At 35.1% G+C, this 21700-nt stretch carries 25 protein-coding genes, 1 pseudogene and 1 riboswitch; of the genes and pseudogenes, 25 read left to right on the forward strand and 1 reads right to left on the reverse strand.

Annotated features, from left to right (window positions below; genetic code table 11):
- The 20 genes from moaC (at nt 1) to NE544_RS05235 (ending at nt 15675) form a co-directional block, all read left to right on the forward strand.
- Nucleotides 1–477 (forward strand): cyclic pyranopterin monophosphate synthase MoaC, encoded by a 477-nt coding sequence (gene moaC / locus NE544_RS05140; RefSeq protein WP_256268582.1) that lies wholly within the window; start codon nt 1–3, stop codon nt 475–477.
- Nucleotides 465–1400, forward strand: a complete 936-nt coding sequence (locus tag NE544_RS05145; protein ID WP_256268583.1) for an MOSC domain-containing protein — start codon at nt 465–467, stop codon at nt 1398–1400. The genes moaC and NE544_RS05145 overlap by 13 nt, the downstream gene beginning before the upstream one ends.
- Entirely contained in the window at nt 1381–2076 is a 696-nt protein-coding gene (modB, locus tag NE544_RS05150; protein ID WP_256268584.1) for a molybdate ABC transporter permease subunit, read from the forward strand. Before NE544_RS05145 ends, modB begins: the two co-directional genes overlap by 20 nt.
- Nucleotides 2077–2709 (forward strand): sulfate/molybdate ABC transporter ATP-binding protein, encoded by a 633-nt coding sequence (locus NE544_RS05155; RefSeq protein ID WP_256268585.1) that lies wholly within the window; start codon nt 2077–2079, stop codon nt 2707–2709.
- A complete protein-coding gene (gene modA, locus NE544_RS05160; protein ID WP_256268586.1) occupies nt 2706–3482 on the forward strand; it encodes a molybdate ABC transporter substrate-binding protein in 777 nt (258 codons plus the stop codon). Before NE544_RS05155 ends, modA begins: the two co-directional genes overlap by 4 nt.
- Before the next feature lies 1 nt (nt 3483).
- Nucleotides 3484–4497, forward strand: a complete 1014-nt coding sequence (locus NE544_RS05165; protein ID WP_256268587.1) for a molybdopterin-binding protein — start codon at nt 3484–3486, stop codon at nt 4495–4497.
- On the forward strand, nt 4494–4826 hold the full coding sequence (locus NE544_RS05170; RefSeq protein ID WP_154555506.1) for a winged helix-turn-helix domain-containing protein: 333 nt from the start codon (nt 4494–4496) through the stop codon (nt 4824–4826). The genes NE544_RS05165 and NE544_RS05170 overlap by 4 nt, the downstream gene beginning before the upstream one ends.
- Nucleotides 4819–5040, forward strand: a complete 222-nt coding sequence (locus NE544_RS05175; protein WP_256268588.1) for a DUF3343 domain-containing protein — start codon at nt 4819–4821, stop codon at nt 5038–5040. The genes NE544_RS05170 and NE544_RS05175 overlap by 8 nt, the downstream gene beginning before the upstream one ends.
- Complete coding sequence (gene selD, locus NE544_RS05180) at nt 5040–6068, forward strand: selenide, water dikinase SelD (protein ID WP_256268589.1); 1029 nt, start codon at nt 5040–5042, stop codon at nt 6066–6068. Before NE544_RS05175 ends, selD begins: the two co-directional genes overlap by 1 nt.
- Nucleotides 6065–6658: a sulfurtransferase-like selenium metabolism protein YedF gene (gene yedF / locus NE544_RS05185; RefSeq protein WP_117926159.1), complete on the forward strand. Its 594-nt coding sequence runs from the start codon at nt 6065–6067 to the stop codon at nt 6656–6658. Before selD ends, yedF begins: the two co-directional genes overlap by 4 nt.
- A gap of 5 nt (nt 6659–6663) precedes the next feature.
- Nucleotides 6664–7455 (forward strand): selenium-dependent molybdenum cofactor biosynthesis protein YqeB, encoded by a 792-nt coding sequence (gene yqeB / locus NE544_RS05190; RefSeq protein ID WP_256268590.1) that lies wholly within the window; start codon nt 6664–6666, stop codon nt 7453–7455.
- Nucleotides 7442–8533 (forward strand): aminotransferase class V-fold PLP-dependent enzyme, encoded by a 1092-nt coding sequence (locus tag NE544_RS05195; protein ID WP_256268591.1) that lies wholly within the window; start codon nt 7442–7444, stop codon nt 8531–8533. The genes yqeB and NE544_RS05195 overlap by 14 nt, the downstream gene beginning before the upstream one ends.
- Nucleotides 8523–9890, forward strand: coding sequence for a selenium cofactor biosynthesis protein YqeC (gene yqeC, locus NE544_RS05200; protein WP_256268592.1), 1368 nt, complete (start codon nt 8523–8525; stop codon nt 9888–9890). Before NE544_RS05195 ends, yqeC begins: the two co-directional genes overlap by 11 nt.
- A gap of 14 nt (nt 9891–9904) precedes the next feature.
- The gene (locus tag NE544_RS05205; RefSeq protein WP_256268593.1) at nt 9905–10696 is read left to right on the forward strand and encodes a D-alanyl-D-alanine carboxypeptidase family protein; all 792 of its coding nucleotides are present in this window, start codon (nt 9905–9907) and stop codon (nt 10694–10696) included.
- A 78-nt stretch (nt 10697–10774) separates the two neighbouring features.
- A complete protein-coding gene (locus tag NE544_RS05210) occupies nt 10775–11275 on the forward strand; it encodes an RNA polymerase sigma factor (protein ID WP_256268594.1) in 501 nt (166 codons plus the stop codon).
- 195 nt (nt 11276–11470) lie between these two features.
- A complete protein-coding gene (locus NE544_RS05215; protein ID WP_186998718.1) occupies nt 11471–12472 on the forward strand; it encodes an aromatic acid exporter family protein in 1002 nt (333 codons plus the stop codon).
- Between the two features lie 5 nt (nt 12473–12477).
- The gene (locus NE544_RS05220) at nt 12478–13248 is read left to right on the forward strand and encodes a mechanosensitive ion channel family protein (RefSeq protein WP_256268595.1); all 771 of its coding nucleotides are present in this window, start codon (nt 12478–12480) and stop codon (nt 13246–13248) included.
- Complete coding sequence (locus tag NE544_RS05225) at nt 13245–13790, forward strand: hypothetical protein (protein WP_118115768.1); 546 nt, start codon at nt 13245–13247, stop codon at nt 13788–13790. The genes NE544_RS05220 and NE544_RS05225 overlap by 4 nt, the downstream gene beginning before the upstream one ends.
- On the forward strand, nt 13791–14408 hold the full coding sequence (locus NE544_RS05230; RefSeq protein ID WP_117571771.1) for a hypothetical protein: 618 nt from the start codon (nt 13791–13793) through the stop codon (nt 14406–14408). It begins immediately after the preceding gene.
- On the forward strand, nt 14401–15675 hold the full coding sequence (locus NE544_RS05235; protein ID WP_256268596.1) for a serine dehydratase subunit alpha family protein: 1275 nt from the start codon (nt 14401–14403) through the stop codon (nt 15673–15675). Before NE544_RS05230 ends, NE544_RS05235 begins: the two co-directional genes overlap by 8 nt.
- Here NE544_RS05235 and NE544_RS05240 read toward each other — a convergent pair.
- The gene (locus NE544_RS05240; RefSeq protein ID WP_154556480.1) at nt 15647–16678 is read right to left on the reverse strand and encodes a LacI family DNA-binding transcriptional regulator; all 1032 of its coding nucleotides are present in this window, start codon (nt 16676–16678) and stop codon (nt 15647–15649) included. The two genes, NE544_RS05235 and NE544_RS05240, sit on opposite strands and share 29 nt — an antisense overlap.
- 197 nt (nt 16679–16875) lie before the next feature.
- Here NE544_RS05240 and NE544_RS05245 point away from each other — a divergent pair, with 197 nt between their 5' ends.
- From NE544_RS05245 to thiD, 5 genes and pseudogenes are all read left to right on the forward strand, one after another.
- Entirely contained in the window at nt 16876–18306 is a 1431-nt protein-coding gene (locus tag NE544_RS05245; protein ID WP_256268597.1) for an NAD(P)/FAD-dependent oxidoreductase, read from the forward strand.
- Entirely contained in the window at nt 18299–19561 is a 1263-nt protein-coding gene (locus tag NE544_RS05250) for an NAD(P)/FAD-dependent oxidoreductase (RefSeq protein ID WP_256268598.1), read from the forward strand. Before NE544_RS05245 ends, NE544_RS05250 begins: the two co-directional genes overlap by 8 nt.
- Nucleotides 19561–19905: a DUF1667 domain-containing protein gene (locus NE544_RS05255; protein ID WP_117926768.1), complete on the forward strand. Its 345-nt coding sequence runs from the start codon at nt 19561–19563 to the stop codon at nt 19903–19905. Before NE544_RS05250 ends, NE544_RS05255 begins: the two co-directional genes overlap by 1 nt.
- A gap of 5 nt (nt 19906–19910) precedes the next feature.
- A riboswitch (TPP riboswitch) is annotated at nt 19911–20010 on the forward strand.
- A 47-nt stretch (nt 20011–20057) separates the two neighbouring features.
- Entirely contained in the window at nt 20058–20648 is a 591-nt protein-coding gene (locus NE544_RS05260; RefSeq protein ID WP_118115778.1) for an HAD family phosphatase, read from the forward strand.
- Nucleotides 20617–21413: pseudogene (gene thiD / locus NE544_RS05265) on the forward strand (bifunctional hydroxymethylpyrimidine kinase/phosphomethylpyrimidine kinase). The gene NE544_RS05260 and the pseudogene thiD overlap by 32 nt, the downstream one beginning before the upstream one ends.
- The last annotated feature ends 287 nt before the right edge of the window (nt 21414–21700 follow it).

Genomic DNA, 21700 nt, shown 5'->3' on the forward strand with positions numbered 1-21700 from the left:
ATGGAATTAACACATTTTGATGAACATGGAAATGCACGCATGGTGGATGTAAGTGAAAAGGATGTTACTTCAAGAAGTGCTTGTGCGGTTGGAAGTATATTGGTAAATGAAGAAATTCTAAATAAAATTGAGCAGAGCAACATGAAAAAAGGAGATGTATTAGGTGTAGCTCGTATTGCCGGAATTATGGGTGTAAAAAAGACGAGTGAGTTAATTCCTTTATGTCATCCTTTAATGATTAATAAGGTGAATATTGATTTTGATGTTGATAGAGCAAATTGTTTGATCTATGCCTACTGTACCGTGAAGTGTAATGGGAAAACGGGTGTAGAAATGGAAGCTTTGACAGGTGTAAATGTTTGTCTTCTGACAATTTATGACATGTGTAAAGCTGTAAGTAAAGATATGGAAATCAAAAATGTACATTTGGTTTCTAAATCAGGTGGAAAAAGTGGAGATTTTGTATGGAAGGAATAATTAAAGCTATTTGTATTAGTGAACAAAAAGGAACAGAAAAACATCCGGTTCAAGATATTGATATTATTGAGAATCATGGATTAGAAAATGATGCGCATGCGGGTAAATGGCATCGCCAAGTTTCTTTATTATCTTATGAAAAGCGTGAAGAATTTAAGGCTAAAGGAGCTGATGTGGAGGATGGTGCCTTTGGCGAGAACTTACTTGTATCAGGTATTGAATTCACAAGTTATCCAGTAGGAACACAATTTAAGATTGGCGATGTATTACTAGAACTGACGCAAATAGGCAAAAGCTGTCATTCGCATTGTGCAATCTATCATCAAGTTGGGCAATGTATTATGCCTCATCTAGGAGTATTTACGCGTGTAATACATGGTGGACATATTTGCGTTGGAGATACCGTTGAAGTCATTGAAAATAAAGATTCTAGAATGCGTGTAGCCGTATTGACATTAAGTGATAAGGCAAGTACTGGACACAGAAAAGATGAGAGTGGTCCATTAATTGAAAAGATCATGACAGAACATGGATACAATGTGACAAGTGTGACAGTGATTGCGGATGATGAAAATGAAATTGTTTCGCAACTCATCAATTTAAGTGATCGTTGCCAAAATGATTTGATTCTTACAACCGGAGGTACCGGACTTAGTATTCGTGATGTGACGCCAGAAGCCACAATGAAAGTTATGACAAGAAATGTTCCAGGTATTAGTGAAGCATTGCGCTATGAATCGATGAAATATACAAATAAGGCCATGTTGTCTCGTGGTGCAAGTGTATTAAGAAATCAGACTTTGATTATTAACTTGCCAGGAAGTCCTAAGGCAGTAAAGGAAAGTCTAGATATTATTTTAGGACCATTAAAACATGGTTTAGAAATTATGAAGGGTGAAGCGAGTGAGTGCGCAAGGAAGTAATTTGGATTTAACTCCAATCTGGATATCTTTAAAAACGGCAAGTATCACAATAGTAATCATATTTATTCTTGGTTTACTGGCGGCATGGTGGATTGATTCAAGAAAGAGCGAAGCTTTGAAAATGGTCTTTGACGGAATCTTTACTTTGCCTATGGTTTTACCACCTACAGTAGCTGGATTTTTCTTGTTGATGATCTTTGGCGTAAATCAACCTATAGGAAAATTTTTTATGAGTGCATTTGGCATTCGCATCGCATTTAGCTTTAGTGCGACTGTGATCGCAGCGGTGGTTATTTCATTTCCACTCATGTATCGAAATGCCAGGGGTGCCTTTGATCAAGTGGATACGGATTTAGTGTATGCCGCAAGAACTTTAGGAATGAGCGAATGGAACATCTTCTTGAAAGTATTGATTCCCAATGCTTTACCAGGAATTATTAGTGGTGGTGTCCTTGCGTTTGCGCGTGGCTTAGGTGAGTTTGGTGCAACGGCGATGCTTGCAGGAAACATCATTGGAAAGACAAGAACACTTCCTGTAGCTGTATATAGTGAAGTGATGAGTGGAGATATGGAATCAGCTGCCTTTTATGTGTGGGTGATCATTGGCATTTGTTTTATAGCTGTGATTTTGTTGAATCTATATCAATTGTATGTTCGAAAGAAAAGGAGTTTCTAAATGTTGGAAGTACAAATATATAAGAAGCTTGCAGAATTTGATTTAGACGTTTCATTTCAAGTGAACGACAATATTTTAGGGCTTATGGGAGCTTCAGGATCCGGTAAAAGTATGACATTAAAATGTATAGCTGGAATTGAAACGCCAGATCAAGGACGGATTGTATTAAATGATCGTATTTTATTTGATTCAGAAAAGAAAATAAATGTACCGATTCAAAAACGAAATGTGGGCTATATGTTTCAAAGCTATGCTCTATTTCCCAATATGAATGTATATGAAAATATTAGTGTGGGATTAAGGGCTAGAAAAGTAAAAGATGTGGATATTGTGGTTCAAAAAGTGATGAAACAATTTCAAATTAGTGAACTTGCTTCAAGATATCCCAAACAATTATCGGGTGGACAAAGACAAAGGGTGGCATTGGCTCGTTTGATGGCTTACGAACCAGATGTTCTTTTATTGGATGAACCATTTAATGCTTTAGATGAAGATTTAAAGGAAGATTTATTAAGGGAACTTAAAAGTGAGCTTCAAATTTCAAAACCGGTTATTTTTGTATCACACAATAAGGAGGAAGTAAATGAGTTGTGTGATTTTAAATATAAAATTAAACAAGGAGAGATCGTATGAAAAACGGTTTAAGTGTTTTATTGGCTGGAGTCATGGCCACAAGTTTGTTTGGGTGTAGTTCAAACGAACCAAAAGAACAAGTAAAACTTACAATTGCGGCAGCCGCAAGTTTGGAAAACGCATTTGAAGATGAATTGATTCCAATGTTTGAAAAAGAGTATCCAAATGTAACGATTGAAGGTGTTTATGATAGTAGTGGAAAATTACAGTTTCAAATTGAAAAAGGATTAGATACCGACGTATTTTTTAGTGCAGCTACAACACAGATGGATGCATTAAAAGATGAAGATTTAGTAGATGCGGATTCAATTTCAAATGTACTAGAGAATAAATTGGTATTGATCAAAGGAAAAGACAGCACTACAACAGTCACTGGTTTTGACAATATTAGCGATGCTTCAATCGTAGCGATTGGAGATCCAGAAGTAGTTCCTGCAGGAAGCTACGCAAAGGAAGCTTTGACAAATTTAGGGGTATGGGATTCTATTCAAAATCGTTTAAGCTTAGCGGGAAATGTAACGGAAGTATTGTCTCAAGTTGAAACACAAAATGCAGAAATTGGTTTAGTTTACGCGACAGATGCTGCGAGTAGTGATAAAGTAGAGGTAGTGGCAGAGTGCGATAATTCATTATTAGCTACACCAGTACTATATCCAGTTGGTCGTGTATCGAGTACAAAGCATAAAGATGAAGCCAATTCATTGATTGAATTCTTAAAGAGCGATAAAGCTTTAAAAGTATTCAAAAAATACGGATTTAAAAAAGGAGAATAAGATGAAATTAATCAAGACACAGGATGCCGTAGGGCATGTACTTTGTCATGATATAACGCAAATCATTAAGGGTGTCACAAAAGATGCCCTTTTTCGTAAGGGTCATATTGTGACAGAAGAAGATATTCCTTTATTGTTGTCAGTTGGAAAAGAACATTTATATGTTTGGGAAAATGACGAGAGCATGATGCATGAAAATGATGCAGCTATAGTTTTACTAGATATGTGTAAAAATGAATACATGTCTTATGGTGAAATCAAAGAAGGAAAAATCGAATTAAAAAGTGAGATTCACGGGTTGTTGAAAGTAGATCGTAAGGCTTTGTTTACAGTAAATTCATTTGGACAGATGATGATCGCAACAAGACATGGAAACACAGTAGTAAATCCGGGTGATAAACTTGCGGGTATGCGTATTATTCCTTTGGTGATTGAAAAGGAAAAGATGGATAAAGTTAGATCGCTCATCACATCTCCTATTCTTGAAATTAAGCCGTTTGTATTAAAGAAAGCGGCTGTGATCACAACAGGAAGTGAAGTGTATAAAGGAAGAATTCAAGATACATTTACACCAGTTATTCAAGCTAAATTGGCTGAGTTTGGTTGTGAAATGGTGTATCATGCGATTTGTGATGATGACGATAAAATGGTGACAGAAAAAATCAATGAAGCATTGACACAAGGGGTAGATATTGTACTTTGTACAGGTGGAATGAGTGTGGATCCAGATGATAAAACGCCACTCGCAATCAAGAACACAGGTGCCAATATAATTAGCTATGGTTCTCCAGTTCTTCCTGGTGCTATGTTTTTACTTTCTTATAAAGGAGAAGTCCCAATTGTTGGTCTTCCCGGATGTGTTATGTATGCCAAAAGAACGGTATTTGATTTAGTACTTTGTCGTTTACTTGCCAAAGATGTAGTGACATATGAAGAATTGTGTGATTTAGGTGAAGGTGGATTGTGCTTAGGATGTGATATTTGCACATATCCAAATTGTGGATTTGGAAAATGAGATATAAACTAAAAATTCAAATTGGTAATAATGAACCAAATTTTGGCAAGGGCGTTGTAGAACTATTGGAATTATGCGATAAGTATGGTTCTCTATCAAAGGCTTATAAAGAAATGGGAATGTCAAATTCAAAGGCTTGGAAAATCATCAAAAGAGCTCAAGAAGATTTGGGTTATGAACTGGTTCATACGACGAGTGGTGGAAGTCTTGGTGGAGGCTCGCAATTGACTTTAGAAGGAAAAGAATTGGTACGTAAATATAAATTGTTTCAAGAAAAAATAGAAATGTATTCCGAACAAGTATTTAAGGAAGTATTTGAAAATGAATAAAGAGGAAGTATTGATTATTACTTTTAAAAGTATTCAAGATGTTCTATATTTGGAGTCTAAGACAAAAAACGGGCGTATGATACCTGTTCCAAGTTGTGTTAAGGCAGGATGTGGCATGTGTTTTATGTCGAAGGATCTAGATGAGGAAAAGTGGAAACTCTTTTTAGAAGAACAAGATGTTTTGTATGAGGATATAGTAAGGGTGAATTTTTGATGAATGAAAAAATATATTGTAAGAGTGGTGGATGTAGTGCTAAATTGGGCGCAAAGAAATTGAGTCACATTCTAGAAAAAATTGATTCTTATAAAGACAGTCATGTTTTGGTTGGATTTGATTCAAGGGATGATGCGGCAGTTTATCAAATCGATGAGAATTATGCGTTTGTATCTACTTTGGATTTCTTTCCACCTATGGTAGAAGATCCATATTTGTATGGTCAGATTGCAGCAACAAATGCACTCAGTGATATTTATGCGATGAATGGTACGCCTAAAACAGCTTTAAATATTGTGTGTTTTCCAGACAATGAGGATTTGAATATTTTAGGTAAAATCATTGAAGGAGGAAATTCTAAGCTGGTTGAAGCTGAGTGTGCACTAGCTGGAGGGCATTCCATTCGTGATGATTCAATTAAATATGGTTTGAGTGTGACGGGTTTGGTAAATCCAAAAGACGTAAAGAAAAATAATGGCACGCAATGTGGGGATGTCTTGATTTTGACGAAGCCTTTAGGTGTTGGTTTGACTTTAAATGCGTTGCGTATGGATGATTGTTCTAAAGAAATGCAGGAAAGAGTCTTTAAAAGTATGACTACATTAAACAAGTATGCTTGTGATGTTTTAAAAAAATATGATGTGCATGCTCTAACCGATGTAACAGGTTTTGGCTTATTGGTGCATTTAAATGAGATGCTAGACGAAAAAAATAGTGCAGTGATTTATAAGGATTCGATTCCATATTTTGATGACTGTCAAAAGTATGTCGAAGAATTTTATTTAAGCGGTGCTGCCCAGACCAATCGCAATAGTGTAGAGGGTAAGATTAGTTTTGATTGTGATTTCTTTACAGAAGAAATCTTGTTTGACCCACAAACGAGTGGTGGCTTATTAGCTAGTGTATCTAAAGCGGATTTAGAAATGCTAGAGAAAGATTTTAAGGAAAATAATCTTGAATTGTATGTTGTGGGTGAAGTCATTGAGAAAAATGAATATAATGTATATGTAAGAGGTAGGAAGATATGAAAACTTTAGATTGTAGAGGCTTAGAGTGTCCACTTCCAGTTGTAAAGACAAAGGAAGCTTTAAAAGAAGAAAATGTAGTTTCAACAATTGTGGATAATGAGATTGCGGTTGAAAACTTAACGAAGTTTGCGAAAGTAAAAAATTATACGGTAAATTCTAAAAAAGAGGGTAAGGATTATATTGTTGAAATTTCAAAGGGTGATGAAGAAGCAGATTTTGAAGTGGAATACACATATGCGGACTGCAGCTTGGCTAAGCCTAAAATGGTTGTTGTGTGCGCAAGTAATGTGATGGGTTCAGATCCGGATTTAGGTGCGATTTTAATGAAATCATTTATTTTCTCTTTGACAAAACAAGATGTTTTGCCAGATGAAATGATTTTCTATAATGAGGGTGTAAAAATCACAACGACAAAGAGTGAAACTTTAGAAGATTTAAAATATTTAGCGGATAATGGAGTAGAAATTGTAAGTTGTGGAACTTGCTTGGATTTCTTCCATTTAAAAGAAGAACTTCAGGTGGGTTCAGTCACAAATATGTATGATATTGTAGAAAGAATGGAGAAGGCTGATAAAATTATCAAGCCATAAGGATTATGAATAAATGTGTTATTGTGCGTGGTGGAGGAGACATAGCGACAGGGACAATATATAAACTTGTAAAAAGTGGATTTCAAGTATTGGTGCTAGAAGTTGAAAAACCAAGCGCAATACGAAGAAATGTTGCCTTTTGTCAGGCTGTGTATGAAGGAAAATTTACGGTTGAAGATATGATGTGTGTTTTAGTTTCAACGATAGAAGAAGCTAAAGCAGTGATGGCTAAAAATCAAGTCGCAATGATGGTAGATCCAAATGGTGAAATGATTTCTAAAATAGAACATATTGCCTTGGTGGATGCGATTCTTGCCAAGAAGAATTTAGGTACGACAATAGATATGGCACCTATCACAATTGGTTTAGGTCCTGGTTTTTGTGCAGGCAAAGATGTGCATGTGGTTGTGGAAACGATGCGTGGACATAATCTAGGAAGACTGATCTACCAGGGACATGCTTTGCCAAATACGGGTGTTCCTGGAAATATTAAGGGATATTCTAAAGAAAGAGTGATTCATTCTCCTTGTGCAGGTGTTTGTCACAATGTCAAAAAGATTACAGATATCGTTGAAAAAGGAGAAATTATTGCGTATATCGATAAAACACCAGTGTATGCGAGCATGTCAGGCTTACTTAGAGGATTGATTCAGGATGGGTACAATGTAACATCTGGATTTAAAATGGCAGATATTGATCCTAGAGTGGATGAATATCAGAATTGTTTTACAATTTCTGACAAGGCACGTTGTATTGGTGGAGGTGTTTTGGAGGCGATACTGCATGGTTTATCTTGATCAGGCTGCGACTAGCTTTCCAAAACTAGATGTAGTCAAACAAGCGGTTATGGATGCATTAGATGTGGCAGGCAATGCAAATCGTAGTTCAAATATGGATTCTTCACGTTTGATTTTTGCGGCAAGAAGAAATATTGCACAGTTTTTTGGACTCTCTGATTTTCACCGTGTTATTTTAAATGGTGGAAATACCGAGAGTTTAAATACTTGCATTAAAGGAATCTTAAAAGAAAATGATCATGTGATCACTACGTATGCGGAGCACAATAGTGTGCTTCGTCCTTTATATGAGTTAGAAGAAAAGGGAATAATCACATTAACGATATGTGCTCCTTATTTAGAGGATATTAAATGTCATATTCAAAAAAATACTCGAATGGTTATCGTGACACACAGTTCAAATGTGACAGGTGAAATTTTTGATGTGGATTCTATTGGAAAGTATTGTAAAGAATGTGGCATTCTTTTTATGGTGGATGCGGCTCAAAGTGCAGGTCATATATCAGTATCTATGGAAAATATAGATGTTTTATGTTTTAGTGGCCATAAAGGTCTATTAGGGATTGGTGGTATTGGTGGTTTTTGCGTAAAGGACATTGAAGTAAAGCCACTGATTTCTGGTGGAACGGGCATCGATTCTTTTAATCCACAAATGCCAGAGGCGTATCCAGAACATTTAGAGGCGGGGACACAGAATTTTGCAGGGATTGCGGCTTTAAATGCAGGGGTTCAATATGTTTTATCACATCAAAAAGCGATTATCGAAAAGGAATACTTTTTACTTCAAAAATTATATGAAGGTTTAACGGGGTATGTAGAGTTTTATTCATCTTTAGAAAATTCTACGCCTATTGTGGCTTTGAATATCCCAGGTAAAGATAGTGCTTATGTGAGCGATTTATTGAATTATAAGTATGGTATTGTGACACGTTGTGGAGCGCATTGTGCTCCATTAATGCATAAACATTTAAAAACAGAAGAACAGGGAATTGTACGTTTATCTGTATCTTTTCAAAATACAGTAGAAGATGTGGATTTTGTGGTACGTGCAATTCAGGAGATTTCAAATGATCATTAGTGTAATTGGTTCAGGTGGAAAAACAACGTATATCCGTGAGTTAAAAGATAAATATGTTTCTATGAATAAAACCGTTTTAATGTGTACAACGACGCATATGTTGATTGAAGAAGATACATTGGTAGATCCTGGTTATGATGAAATAATGCAAAGAATTGAAACATATGGATATTGTCATGCGGGAAATCGGTGTGGTGACTTGAAAATTGAGACGTTAGATGAAGAGTTGTTTAATCAATTAAAACAAGTGGTGGATGTGATACTGATTGAGGCAGATGGTTCTAAGCATTTACCTTTAAAATATCCAAATATGAATGAACCAGTTCTTGATTCAGATACGGATGAGGTTGTGTTGATTTCAAATCTAAATGGATTAAATCAACCAGTAAAAGATGTGGTACATCGTTACAAACTTGCAAATTTAGATCCGAATGAACTTGTAACACCTAGAATTATGCAAGATTTAATACGTGCTTATTTAAAGAAACTAAATAAACCTGTAAAGATTCATGTGAACGGGGCTATGGATTTGTATACGCGTTGTGTAAGAGTTTTATTAGAAGAAAATGTCGATGTGAATATCATCCAAAAGGAATGGTTTAATATGCAGCCTAAGCTTGTGATTTTAGGCTGTGGACATGTCAGTCAATATTTAGCTAAAATGGCTAGTATATTAGAGTTGTATACGATTGTGATTGACAATCGTAAAGAATTTGCGAATCGGGAATGTTTTCCAACCGCAAATGAAATTCATTGTATCGATTATGATCAAATGGATTCTGTATTGCCAGATGAAGAGAATGCTTGTTATGTGATAGTGACAAGAGGGCATAAAGATGATCGTCTTTGTCTAGAAAAGACGATTCGTAAACCACATTTATATTTGGGTATGATTGGAAGCAAGGGAAAAGTAAAAAAGACCTTTGATGCTTTGATTGAAGAAGGATATTCTAAGGAAGAAGTATCGAATGTGCATGCTCCCATTGGCTTAGATATTAAGGCACAGACGCCTGCTGAGATATCAATCAGTATTTTAGCGGAGCTTATTGAAATAAAAAACGCAAAGTTTAGTTCGAGTGTTTCGAAAGAATTATTAGAATCCAATGTTCATGGAACTTTATGTATCATTATTGATAAAAAGGGGTCAGCACCAAGGGGGGTCGGCAGTATGATGTTAGTGCATAAAGATGGAGTCATTGATACGATTGGCGGAGGAAAAGTCGAATATCAGGCTATTTTAGATGCCAAAGAATGTAAAGAAGTTATGATCAAGGAATATGATTTATCCAATGCAGAAAGTGCTACATTAGGCATGATTTGTGGTGGATATAATAAAGTCTTGTTTATACCGGTATAGAGGAGGGATTGGATTTGAAGAAAAGAAGACGAGTAAGAAAGTCAGCGGTTTTTGTGATTTTTGTATTACTTTTGATTATTGTGTTGTTGATTTCGATGATTGCAAAAAAAGTTAGTGATAAACAGGTAAGTGAACCTAAACAAGAAAAGACAACAGAAACAAAAAAAGAGAATAAGAAGAAACAAACAAATTTACCAAAGGTGAAAAAAATAGATCAAAGTGGTGATCCATATGAGAATAAAGTAACAGTTTCGGATTTAGATTCAATCTTTATTCTTGTGAATAAGTATTCAGGATTACCAGAAGATTATGAACCAAGTGATTTAGTTCAGGTACCTTCGAGTGGTGAAAATGAGAATGTGCGCATGCGAAAAGAAGCGGCAGAGGCATTTGAAAAGTTGATCGAGGCGGCATCAAACGAGGGATTTATTTTGAATGCTTGTTCAGCTTATCGTTCTTATGCATACCAAACAGATTTATTTAATAATGGAGCTGCAAGCTACGGCGAAGAATATGCGGATCGTTATTGGACAAGACCAGGGTTTAGTGAACATCAGTCTGGTTTAGCAGTTGATATTCGTATGGACAATGATTGTAGTGATTTAGATGCCGTTCGATATAATTCGCACTATAATTGGTTGTTAGAAAATATGCATACATATGGCTTTATTTTGCGTTATCCTGATGATAAGGAAGACAAAACAAAAATTGCTCCAGAAAGCTGGCACTTGCGTTATGTGGGTGTAGATTTGGCAACGTATTTGTATGAGAATAACTTAACTTTAGATGAATATTATGGAGCTTAGGCAATCGTTGGATTGCCTTTTTTGATTTATCAAATGATGTGTTGTATACTAAAAATAACATATATAAAGGATTTAACTATGAATATAGATAAAAAGATAATAATGGGTGTAAGAAATAAGGATGCGGATGCGAAGAAAGAGCTTATTTCATTGACTCGAAATCATTTGGTACAAACAATTTATAAGCGTTATATTGGTTTAGAGGAAAAAGAAATCAATGACATCTTACAGGCAACGTATACATACGCATTTATGAATATGGATAAATTGAGTGATGATAAGAATTTTTTGAAGTGGATCACGGTTTTGTTGAATAAACAATTGCGTGAGTATATGCAGGCTAAAGAAAATATGGGTGTGACTACGGCTTTGCGTGGACTTCCTCAATATAGACAATCGGATGTGGATGAGTGTTTAAATGAGATGCCAGAAAATCAAAAGACAGTGACAATCATGCATTGTCTAGGAAAATTGAAAGAGAAGGATATCGCTAATCGTTTAAAGATGAGTGAAGAGGGAGTGGCTCGTTTATTGAAGAGTGGTAAACAAAAAGTAAAGGATGTATTAGATAAGAAGTGACAATTATGGCAATCGGTTAGGTTGCCTTTATTATTGTGTATTGTGAAAGTTTTTAATTAAAATGAATTTTATTAAAATTGATTTTAATAAAAGTATAAAGAATAATGCTATTTCGTAGTGAAGATGTATTTAAAAAGAAGTGACAATGATATTTATTATTGTCCTTTTTTTTGATTTCGCATAAAATGTAGGCATATGAAAAGAGAAACAAAAAGAGTATTGATACTATCACTTAAAATAGGCGTAGGAAGTGCCATCGCAATTATATTAGCCTACTTTTTTAAGTTGGATAATCCAACAAGTGCTGGAACGATTGCACTATTGTCTTTGTTGACGACAAAGTGGGGGACGGTGAAGCTTGTTCTTAGAAGAATTTCCACATTCTTTGTGACAATTCTATTCTGTTTTATTTTCTTTGAACTTATTCCAAGCCATTGGATAGCCTTTGGGCTTGTGATTGCGTGCTTAGTTGGGTACAGTGAGAAAATGAAATGTCAGAATACTTTAAGTGTAAATGCGATGATTGCGGTGCATTACTTGAGTTATTTGGATTTTAGTCTTCACTTCATGATGAATGAGTTTTATTTGATTTTAATTGGTGCCATTATCGCATTCTTATTGAATTTGGTTCATGATTATAGTGGAGAAGAAGAGTATTTGAATTCTTGTATGATTTATATGGAGGACAAGATTCAGAGCTTGATGTATCAAATTGTTCATTATATTCAAAGTGAGGAAAGAAATACAACGATTTGGAAAGAATTAGAGGATATTAAAGAGCAAGCTGAAAAATATATCCATATTGCGATGGAATATCAGGATAACACGTTTACGAATTTGCCAGATTATTATATTCGATATTTTGAGATGCGTGCTTTACAGTGCGATATTCTGCATATGCTGCATTATAAAATTCGAAAGATTCGTGAAATGCCAAAAGAGGCGCATGAATTGGCAAATTATATTGAATATTTAATTCCGTTTATTCATGAAAAAAATGATCCTCAGCCTCAAATTAGTTCGCTTCATAAAATGTTGAAAGACAAACAGAGTGAGGCTCTTCCTGAAAGTCGAATTGAATTTGAATCAAAGGCGATGCTTCTACATATTTATATGGATTTAGAAGAGTTTTTATACACAAAGAAGAAGTTTATTGATCAAACGACAGAGGAACAGAAAAAATTGTATTGGAGATGATTTAGATGAAATCAATTGTTATTGTTACTATTGTTTCTGTTATAGTTTCTATTGGAATCTATAAAGGAATTCGTAAAGTATTATATAAAAGGGATGTCACAAATAAGGCAAGTTTTGCCAGATTGATAAAATATGTTTTGGTTTTTATCAATAGTATGATTTTTCTTGGACAATTTGAGCAGACAAAACCTATTATGTCCTATCTTGCTGCATCCAGTGGAGTGGTTGCCCTAGTTTTAGGTGTTGCTGCTAAAGATGCCTTTGGAAATTTATGTAGTGGTTTAATGATTTTAACATTTAAACCATTTGTCGAGGGCGATTTAATTAAAGTCAATCAAGGTGAATTGATTGGGTATGTTGAAAGCATTCGTTTTCGTCATACGATCATTCGTACGTATGAAAGTAATCGTATTATTGTGCCAAACTCAACATTGAATTCGGCTACGATTGAAAATGCATTTTTTCAGGATGCGCGAAAGAATAACTATTTAGAAATTGAGGTTTCCTATGGAACGGATATTGATTTGGCGATAGATATTTTAAAGAGTTTAGTTGAAAAAACAATGGGAGAATATGATATTGAAAGTGAAACTCCAATTGAAGTAAAAGTAATCAATTTTTCTACAACTGGCATTGATCTACGTGTTGTTGTTCCAAGTAAGACAAGTCTAGATGGTTTTGATATGCTCGCAAAGATTCGTTATGAACTTGTAAAAGAGTATGGAAAAGCCAATATTCATTTTGGAAATTATTCAGTAGAGGTAAGTCAATCATGATAAAAGTATATACAGAAGTATTGGGGTTTAATAATTTAATGTATCGATACATGAGTTTACCTAACTCATTATCTTTAGCGGATTTAGCTTATTATACATTAGCATCGTATTTGTCTGAAGAATATGCGGACTTTGTGATTGAAGTGAATGGTATCCCTTTTGTATGCCCAAATTGTGAGGATGAACAATTTAATAAGTTACCTTGTGCTTCATCGATCCAGCCTGATTTCAAAGAGGGAGATACATTTAAGATGGTTTATGATTTAGAAGAGCCTTTTGAGATTGAAATTCAAGTTGAAAAAGTGGATGATATAGAAGAAGATGCGAATGTGATCAATGGTCGTGGCTTTGCGATATGGGATGGTTTTAAAGAGTTTCAGGATTATTATTATCAGTCCATGGAATTGTTTAAAGAATATGTCGAAGCCAATGAGATGAGTCTTTCGGATTTTCCAGTAGATGAAGATTTAGATATCGTTGAATTGAATAAGGTGTTGGAATATAACTTTGAAGAATTAAAAGATGTGTATGAGGGTGAGTAGATGAAAGTATATGAAATGAGTTTTCGTGACATGGACCAGAAAATGGTGGAAATCCATGGCATGAAAATGGTTAAGCTTTTAGAGAAGATGGGGTTAAAGCTAGATAATCTATATGGTGCATTAATGTATGGTTATATCGATCATAATGCGGGTTTTATTTTTGAAATCGTAGCTTTGGAAACAAAGAAACGCAATATTGAATATCGCATTGTACCGATTGGTGTATCGTGCAAGATTCCTCGTTTTGATGTGCAGGAAATGGATATTCAAATCTTGGATAATGTAAATGTGGAATTGTTTCAAGATAAGATTGATATGGTTGAAAAGGCCACAGAAGTTTCTAAGGAATTAGAAGAACTTCGTTTATATAAAGAGTTGGATCCATCAAGACATTTAGAGTATCCAGATGATATCATGGTGTATTTTCTAGACGAAGGAAAAGATGTAGAGGCATGTTGGGTTCGTCTGGAAGGAATACAAGATGGAAAGATGTATGGAACTGTATTAACGGCTTTACATCAGAATTTTGGCGTAAAAGAAAAGGATACAATTTATTTTGGCATGACAGAAATGGAAGATCACAAATTGGCGTGTGTATGGGTGAAAGAAGATGAATAAAGAGGATTCATTATATTCGATTTATGTACAAATATTAAAAGAAGAATTAGTGATGGCTATGGGTTGTACAGAGCCTATTGCGATTAGTTATGCGTGTGCTAAGGCAACGCAAGTGCTAGATCATTTACCAGATCGTATTGTTGTTAAGGCAAGTGGCAGTATTATAAAAAATGTTAAGAGTGTTATTGTACCTCATACAAATGGCTTAAAAGGGATTGAAGTTGCAGCTGCTGCAGGAGCTCTATATGGGGATGCTGACGCAAAACTTGAAGTGCTTTCTAGTGCAACGCGTGAACAAATTGAAGAATTGCCTGAATATGTTCAAAATACAAATATTACCGTACAGCACATTGAACAAGGGCATGTATTCGATTTAGAAATCCATGTGTATTATGAACAAGAACATGCCAGTGTTCGTATTGTAGATACGCATACGAATATTGTACAAATTGAAAAAAACTGGCAAGTTATTTTTGAAGATAAGACGACGAGTTTAGAACTTAAAGCCGATCACAGTGCTTTGATTATGAAACAGATTTGGGATTTTTCACAAACTGTGGATATTGATGATGTAAAAGAAATACTAGATCGTCAAATCACTTGTAACATGGCCATCGCAAATGAGGGGATTCATAATTCGTATGGTGCAAACATTGGTCATGTGATCTTGAATATGGATTCAGATTGTGTAAAGACAAAGGCCAAAGCTTATGCGGCGGCTGGATCCGACGCAAGAATGAATGGGTGTGAACTTCCAGTTGTGATCAATTCAGGAAGTGGAAATCAGGGGATTACTTGTTGTGTGCCTGTTGTTGTGTATGCCAAAGAATTAGATTGTACGCAAGAACAATTGTATCGTGCTTTGGTTTTATCCAACTTAACAGCTATTTACATTAAAACAGGTATTGGTACTTTATCGGCATTTTGTGGTGCTGTTAGTGCTGGAGCTGCTGCGGGTGCTGGTATTGCTTATTTACATAATGGAACTTATAAAGAAATTCAGCATACAATTGTCAATGCGTTGGCCATTCTTTCGGGAACGATTTGTGATGGGGCTAAGGCTAGTTGTGCAGCTAAGATTGCTTCTAGTATAGATGCCGGTATCATGGGATATTATATGTATAAAAATAAGCAACAATTCTATGCAGGTGATGGAATCGTTGCTCATAGTGTAGATGAAACAATTCAAAATATTGGAACACTTGGTTCTCAAGGAATGCTTCAAACAAATGATAAAATCATTGAGATGATGATTTCTTGCGATTAAAAGTAGATAAGCGAATGATTAACTGTGGTTCATATTCCATATGGACGATACGTTTTCGTTCGCTTTTTGTTTGTTCTAAAAGAATATCAACAGCTTCTTTTCCTTTTTCACAAGCACCATGGTCAACACTTGTAAGTTGTATTTGAGGAAAATCAGCTTCCGGAATATTGTCAAATCCGGCTACACTTGTTTTAATGTTGTGATCTTTTAAACAGGCTAAGATGCCTAAGGCTGTCATGTCATTATTTCCAATATAGGCATCGTATTTATCACTTAAGATTTGTTTCGTTAAGCGATACCCATTTTCGTATTCTCTTTTTTCGATGGGGTATAATTCAAATTGTTTAGACGAGTTAAAAAATACTTGTGTATTTGACAAGACACTTTTAACGCCTTCATATCTTTCGTTTCGCCCAATTTCCGTTGTATCTAATGGACTTGATATATACGCAATCTTTTTGTGCCCTAGCTGTTTTAAATGGTTACCTAATAATTTACCACATTTAAAACTGTTGAGTTCAATGGAATCACAATCAAGATTTTTTGGCTTATCCCCGATAATAATGCACGGTATTTGTTTGGAAAGTGCATTCCATTCATCAACAAATTTTGGGGGATATAGAAGAATGATTCCACATGGTTTTAATAGTTTTAAGTTAGAAAGGGCGTGCTTTTCAAGGTCATCTTTTCGCAATGTAGAAATAGTAAAGATTTGTGTTTTTGTCTTACTAGCCTGTTCAATGATACTTGAAACAACCATAGAATAATACGAATTGGATAAGTTGGAACAAATCACGACAATCGTATTTTTTGCGTTTGAATACCTTTTTTTAACTTCTGGCTTTTTATATCCCATTTGTTTGGCTGTCTTTTTGACGAGATTTACTGTTTCTTCTTTGAAAGATACATTCTTATTCTCACTTAGAATCATAGATACAGTGGATTGCGATACATTTGTGGCTTGGGCAATATCGCGTGTAGTTACTTTATTTCTTTTTCCCATAATAAACCTCTTTTGATTTATTTTGATTAATAAATCGATTACTAATCAAATCATTAATCAATATCTATTTTTATCTTACACTATTTTATTTGGTTGTCCAGTTATTAATCAATATTTTGATTAATAAAATGGACTTTTTTACACATTTGAAATGAAATAAAAATAAGCGTATCGTAACTTTGAAAGAGGTGCGAACTATGTACGATTGTATAATCATTGGAGCAGGTATTAGTGGTTGCTCATTAGCGTTTGAGTTAAGCAAATATAGTGGAAAAGTATTGTGGCTAGAAAAAAATAATGATGTGGCCGACGAAACAACTAAGGCCAATAGTGCTATTATTCATGCGGGGTATGATCCAGAGCTAGATACTTTAATGGCAAAATATAATATTTGGGGTAATAAAATCATTCCTACTTTATGTAAAGATTTGGATGTTCCATGTAAGAATATTGGTTCTTTGGTTGTTGGATTTAGTGAAGAGGATGATAGGACCATTGAAATGTTATATAAGCGTGGTGTACAAAATGGTGTTGAAAATCAGCGTATTATTAAACAGCCTGAGCTATCTGTTATGGAACCCAATTTAAATCCAGACTGTACAAGCGCTTTATATGCACCAAGTGCATGTATTATCAATCCTTGGCAGTTTGCGATCGCATTAAGTGAAGTGGCAATTCAAAATGGTGTAGAGCTACGTTTGAATGAAGAGGTTACGAGTATAAAAAAAGATGGAGATATCTTTATTGTGAATGATACATACAAAGCTCCATTGGTTGTAAATTGTGCGGGTGTTATGTGTGATCATGTAACTGGACTTATTAAGAAACCAGATTATAAGATTACGCCAAACAAAGGAGAATATTATTTATTAGATAAGTCACAAGGAAACATGGTTCATCATGTTATTTTCCAATGCCCTACAAAGATTGGTAAGGGTGTATTGGTAGCTCCTACAGTAGATGGAAACTTAATTGTGGGTCCTACAAGTACCAATACAGATGCAAATGATTATTCGACAACGTCTGCAGGATTAAAAATAATTCGTGAAAATGCGGTTAAATCCGTACCGAATATGAAGCTTCAAGAAAATATTCGTACGTTTGCGGGATTGCGTGCAAGAAGTGATACAAAAGATTTTATTATTGGCGAAGATAAAGATGTACATAATTTCTTCTTGATTGCCGGAATGGCAAGTCCAGGCTTAAGTAGTGCGAGCGCAATCGCATTAGACATTGTGAGAATGATGCAGGAAAAAGACTATTTCTTAAATTTAAAAAAGGATTATGTTTCTACAAGAAAAGTAGTTCGTTTTAAAGAAATGTCACATGAACAAAGAAAAGAATATATTGAAAAACATCCTGAGTATGGTCGTATTATTTGTCGTTGTGAAACCATTAGTGAGGGAGAAATCATTGATGCGATTCGTCGAAGTCCAAAACCAGTTAGTTTAGATGGAATCAAACGTAGATGTAATGCCGGCATGGGAAGATGTCAGTCAGGATTCTGTGGACCTAGAGTTCAGGAAATTCTAGCTAATGAGTTGGGTGTTAGTCAGTTAGATATTGTTTTGGATAAGAACGGTTCTTATATTTTGTGTGGAAGAACAAAGGAGAATGGCGATGAATAATAAGTATGATGTAGTAGTCATCGGTGGTGGCCCTGCTGGTCTTGCCAGTGCAATCGCCGCAAGACAAAATGGTGCCAAGTCCGTTTTGATTATTGAGCGTGATAAGGAACTTGGTGGGATTTTAAATCAGTGTATTCATAATGGTTTTGGCTTACACCACTTTAAAGAGGAATTAACAGGTCCTGAATATGCAGGAAAGTATATTGATGAAGTTGATAAAACAGATATTGATATCTTATTGGATACAATGGTAATTGAGATTACGCCAGATAAAATGGTGTATTGTTCAAGTAGTATTCATGGATATTTAATGATACAGGCTAAATCTATTATTTTAAATATGGGTTGTCGTGAAAGAACACGTGGTGCAATTGCGATTCCAGGAACTAGAGCTTCTGGTGTGTTTACGGCTGGTGCAGCTCAGCGATATGTGAATATTGAAGGTTATATGCCAGGTAAAAGAGTTGTAATCTTGGGTAGTGGTGATATTGGTTTGATTATGGCGCGAAGAATGACTTTGGAAGGCGCAAAAGTTTTAGCTGTTGTTGAGGTTATGCCGTACTCAAATGGTTTGAATCGTAATATTGTTCAGTGTCTACATGATTATGATATTCCATTGTATTTAAGTCATACAATTACGGATATTGTGGGTAAGTCTAGAGTGGAAAAGGTTGTTGTTTCTAAGGTGGATGAAAACAGAAATCCAATCAAAGGAACAGAAATGGAATTTGATTGTGACTGCGTATTGTTGTCTGTTGGATTGATTCCAGAAAATGAATTGTCGAATGAATTAGGCATTGAAATGGATCCAAGAACACATGGCCCTATTGTTTATGAAAATATGGAGACTTCTATGGAAGGGGTATTCGCATCAGGTAATGTTGTGCATGTGCATGATTTAGTGGATTTTGTAAGTTTGGAAAGTGAAAAGGCTGGAATGGGTGCTGGTCGATATGTTTCAAATGGCGAAGTATCTAAGAATCGTGTCGTAAGGACGATAAATGGGGATAATATTTCGTATGTAGTTCCTCAATATGTTCGTAAGGATAATGTAGAAAAGAGTGTTGAGCTTTCTTTCCGCGTAAGAAGACCAACGCAACAGGTAAATATTGTCGTGAAGGATGGGGATACAATCATTGCAAAATTTAAAAAGGAACATGTGGTTCCAAGTGAAATGGAGAAGGTATCAATTCCTAAAATATTGCTTGAAAAGGCAGATAAAGAATTGGTTGTATCTATTGAGGAGGATACGTAATGAGAGAGTTAATTTGTATAACATGTCCCAAGGGTTGTCATTTAAAAGTTGATGAAGAAAATGATTATAAAGTAACTGGAAATGGTTGTCCTAGAGGTGCAATCTATGGAAAGAAAGAGTGTACGCATCCAACTCGTGTTGTGACAAGTACTGTGAAAATTGTGGGTGCTGAGATTGAAAGATTGAGCGTGAAAACCAATGGGGATATTCCAAAGGAAAAGATTTTTGATGTGATGAAGGAATTGAACCGTGTGGTTGTGAAGGCACCTGTGCATCGTGAAGATGTAATTGTTTCTGATATTTGTGGTACGGGTGTTGATTTAGTTGCGACGAAAGACTTATAATATGGCTGTTAAAAAAGGGGAGCTTTTAGGCTGAGAGTAGGTTTGTCCTAGACCCTGTAACCTGATTTGGATAATGCCAACGTAGGGAATATATCTTTTTGATAGTGAGCTGCAGATTGGGTTTCTGCAGTTTTTTTCTTGGTGGAGAAAATATGAATTATTCTATTTTTGATGTGGATGGAACAATACTGGATTCAATGGAAGTATGGAATACTTTGGCAAGTCAATATGTTCAAAGTTTGGGGATGGCTCCCGAAAAAAATCTTGATGAAATTGTTTCAGATATGAGTTTAGAACAGAGTGCAATATACTTGAAGAATCATTATAAAATCAATAAACAAGAAGAACGAATCATTTCTGAGATATTGAATTTTATATCAGATTTTTATGAGTATGAAGTGAAACTTATGCCTGGGTTTAAAGAGTTTATTTCACATTATGATTCGATGAATGTGATTGGTACAAGTTGTGATGAAGAGCTTGTAAAAATTGCGTTGAATAGACTGGGTGTGTTGAATTATTTTGAAGATATTATAACTTGTTCAAAGGTGAATAAGTCAAAGGATGATCCGGATTTTTATTTGGCTTGTGCACAAGTTTTAAACCAAAGACCAGAAGATATAGTTGTGTTTGAGGATGCAGATTATTGTATAGATGTGGCGAGAAAAGTTGGATTTAAAGTGATTAAAATAAAAGATTGGAGAGATTTAAATGAAAAGTGCATTAACGATTGCGGGAAGTGATTCGAGTGGAGGAGCAAGCATTCAAGCAGACATTAAAACCATGTGTTCGCAACAAGTGCAATCACGGCATTAACAGCGCAAAACACATTGGGAGTAACGGGTATTATGGATGTAACGCCTGAATTTTTGGGCGAACAGCTAGATGCGGTATTTACGGATACTTATCCGGATGCGGTAAAGATTGGGATGGTATCAAGTTCTAGTTTGATTGAAATGATCGCAAAGAAACTAAAGGAATATAAGGCAGAAAATATTGTCGTTGATCCTGTGATGGTTGCGACAAGTGGTGCTAGATTGATTAGTGAGGATGCGATTGAAACATTGAAAAAAGAATTGTTGCCTTTAGCTACTTTGATTACTCCAAATATTCCGGAAGCAGAAGTGCTTTCTGAAATGGAAATTACGGATGAGGCTAGTATGGTTGAAGTGGCTAAAAAAATCAGTGAAAATTTTGGGCGTGCTACTTTAGTTAAGGGTGGTCATCAAATCAATGATGCGAATGATTTATTGTATAGAAACAATTCATATGCTTGGTTTAAAGGGAAACGTATCAATAATTCAAATACACATGGTACGGGCTGTACTTTGTCGAGCGCAATAGCATCAAATCTTGCGAAGGGATATGATTTGGATACTTCGGTAAAACGAGCAAAAGACTATATTTCTGGGGCATTAGGAGCAATGCTTGATTTGGGCAAAGGCTCAGGTCCAATGGATCATTCGTTTGCGATAGACAATGAATATACAACAGAATATGAAGGATAATAAGAAAACCATTCTAGTGTTGGCGTCTAGAATGGTTTCTTTTGTTTATTATTATTTTTAGGAGAGAGATATGAATATTGGTTTATTTCTATATTCATTGCCTTATCTTTAAGGCACTTATAGAATAACATTCCATGTTGTCATAATTTTAGTATAACTTTGGTAAATCTTGTGAAATCCGATTGAATTATGTGAAATTATCAAAATATGCATCTTTTTTGGAAAAGCCTCAATTTATTTCGTATATGAGATAGGGGTGATGAAATCACATGAATAAATCAAAAGAC

Source organism: Holdemanella sp. MSK.7.32 (assembly GCF_024460475.1).
GTDB lineage: Bacteria > Bacillota_I > Bacilli_A > Erysipelotrichales > Erysipelotrichaceae > Holdemanella.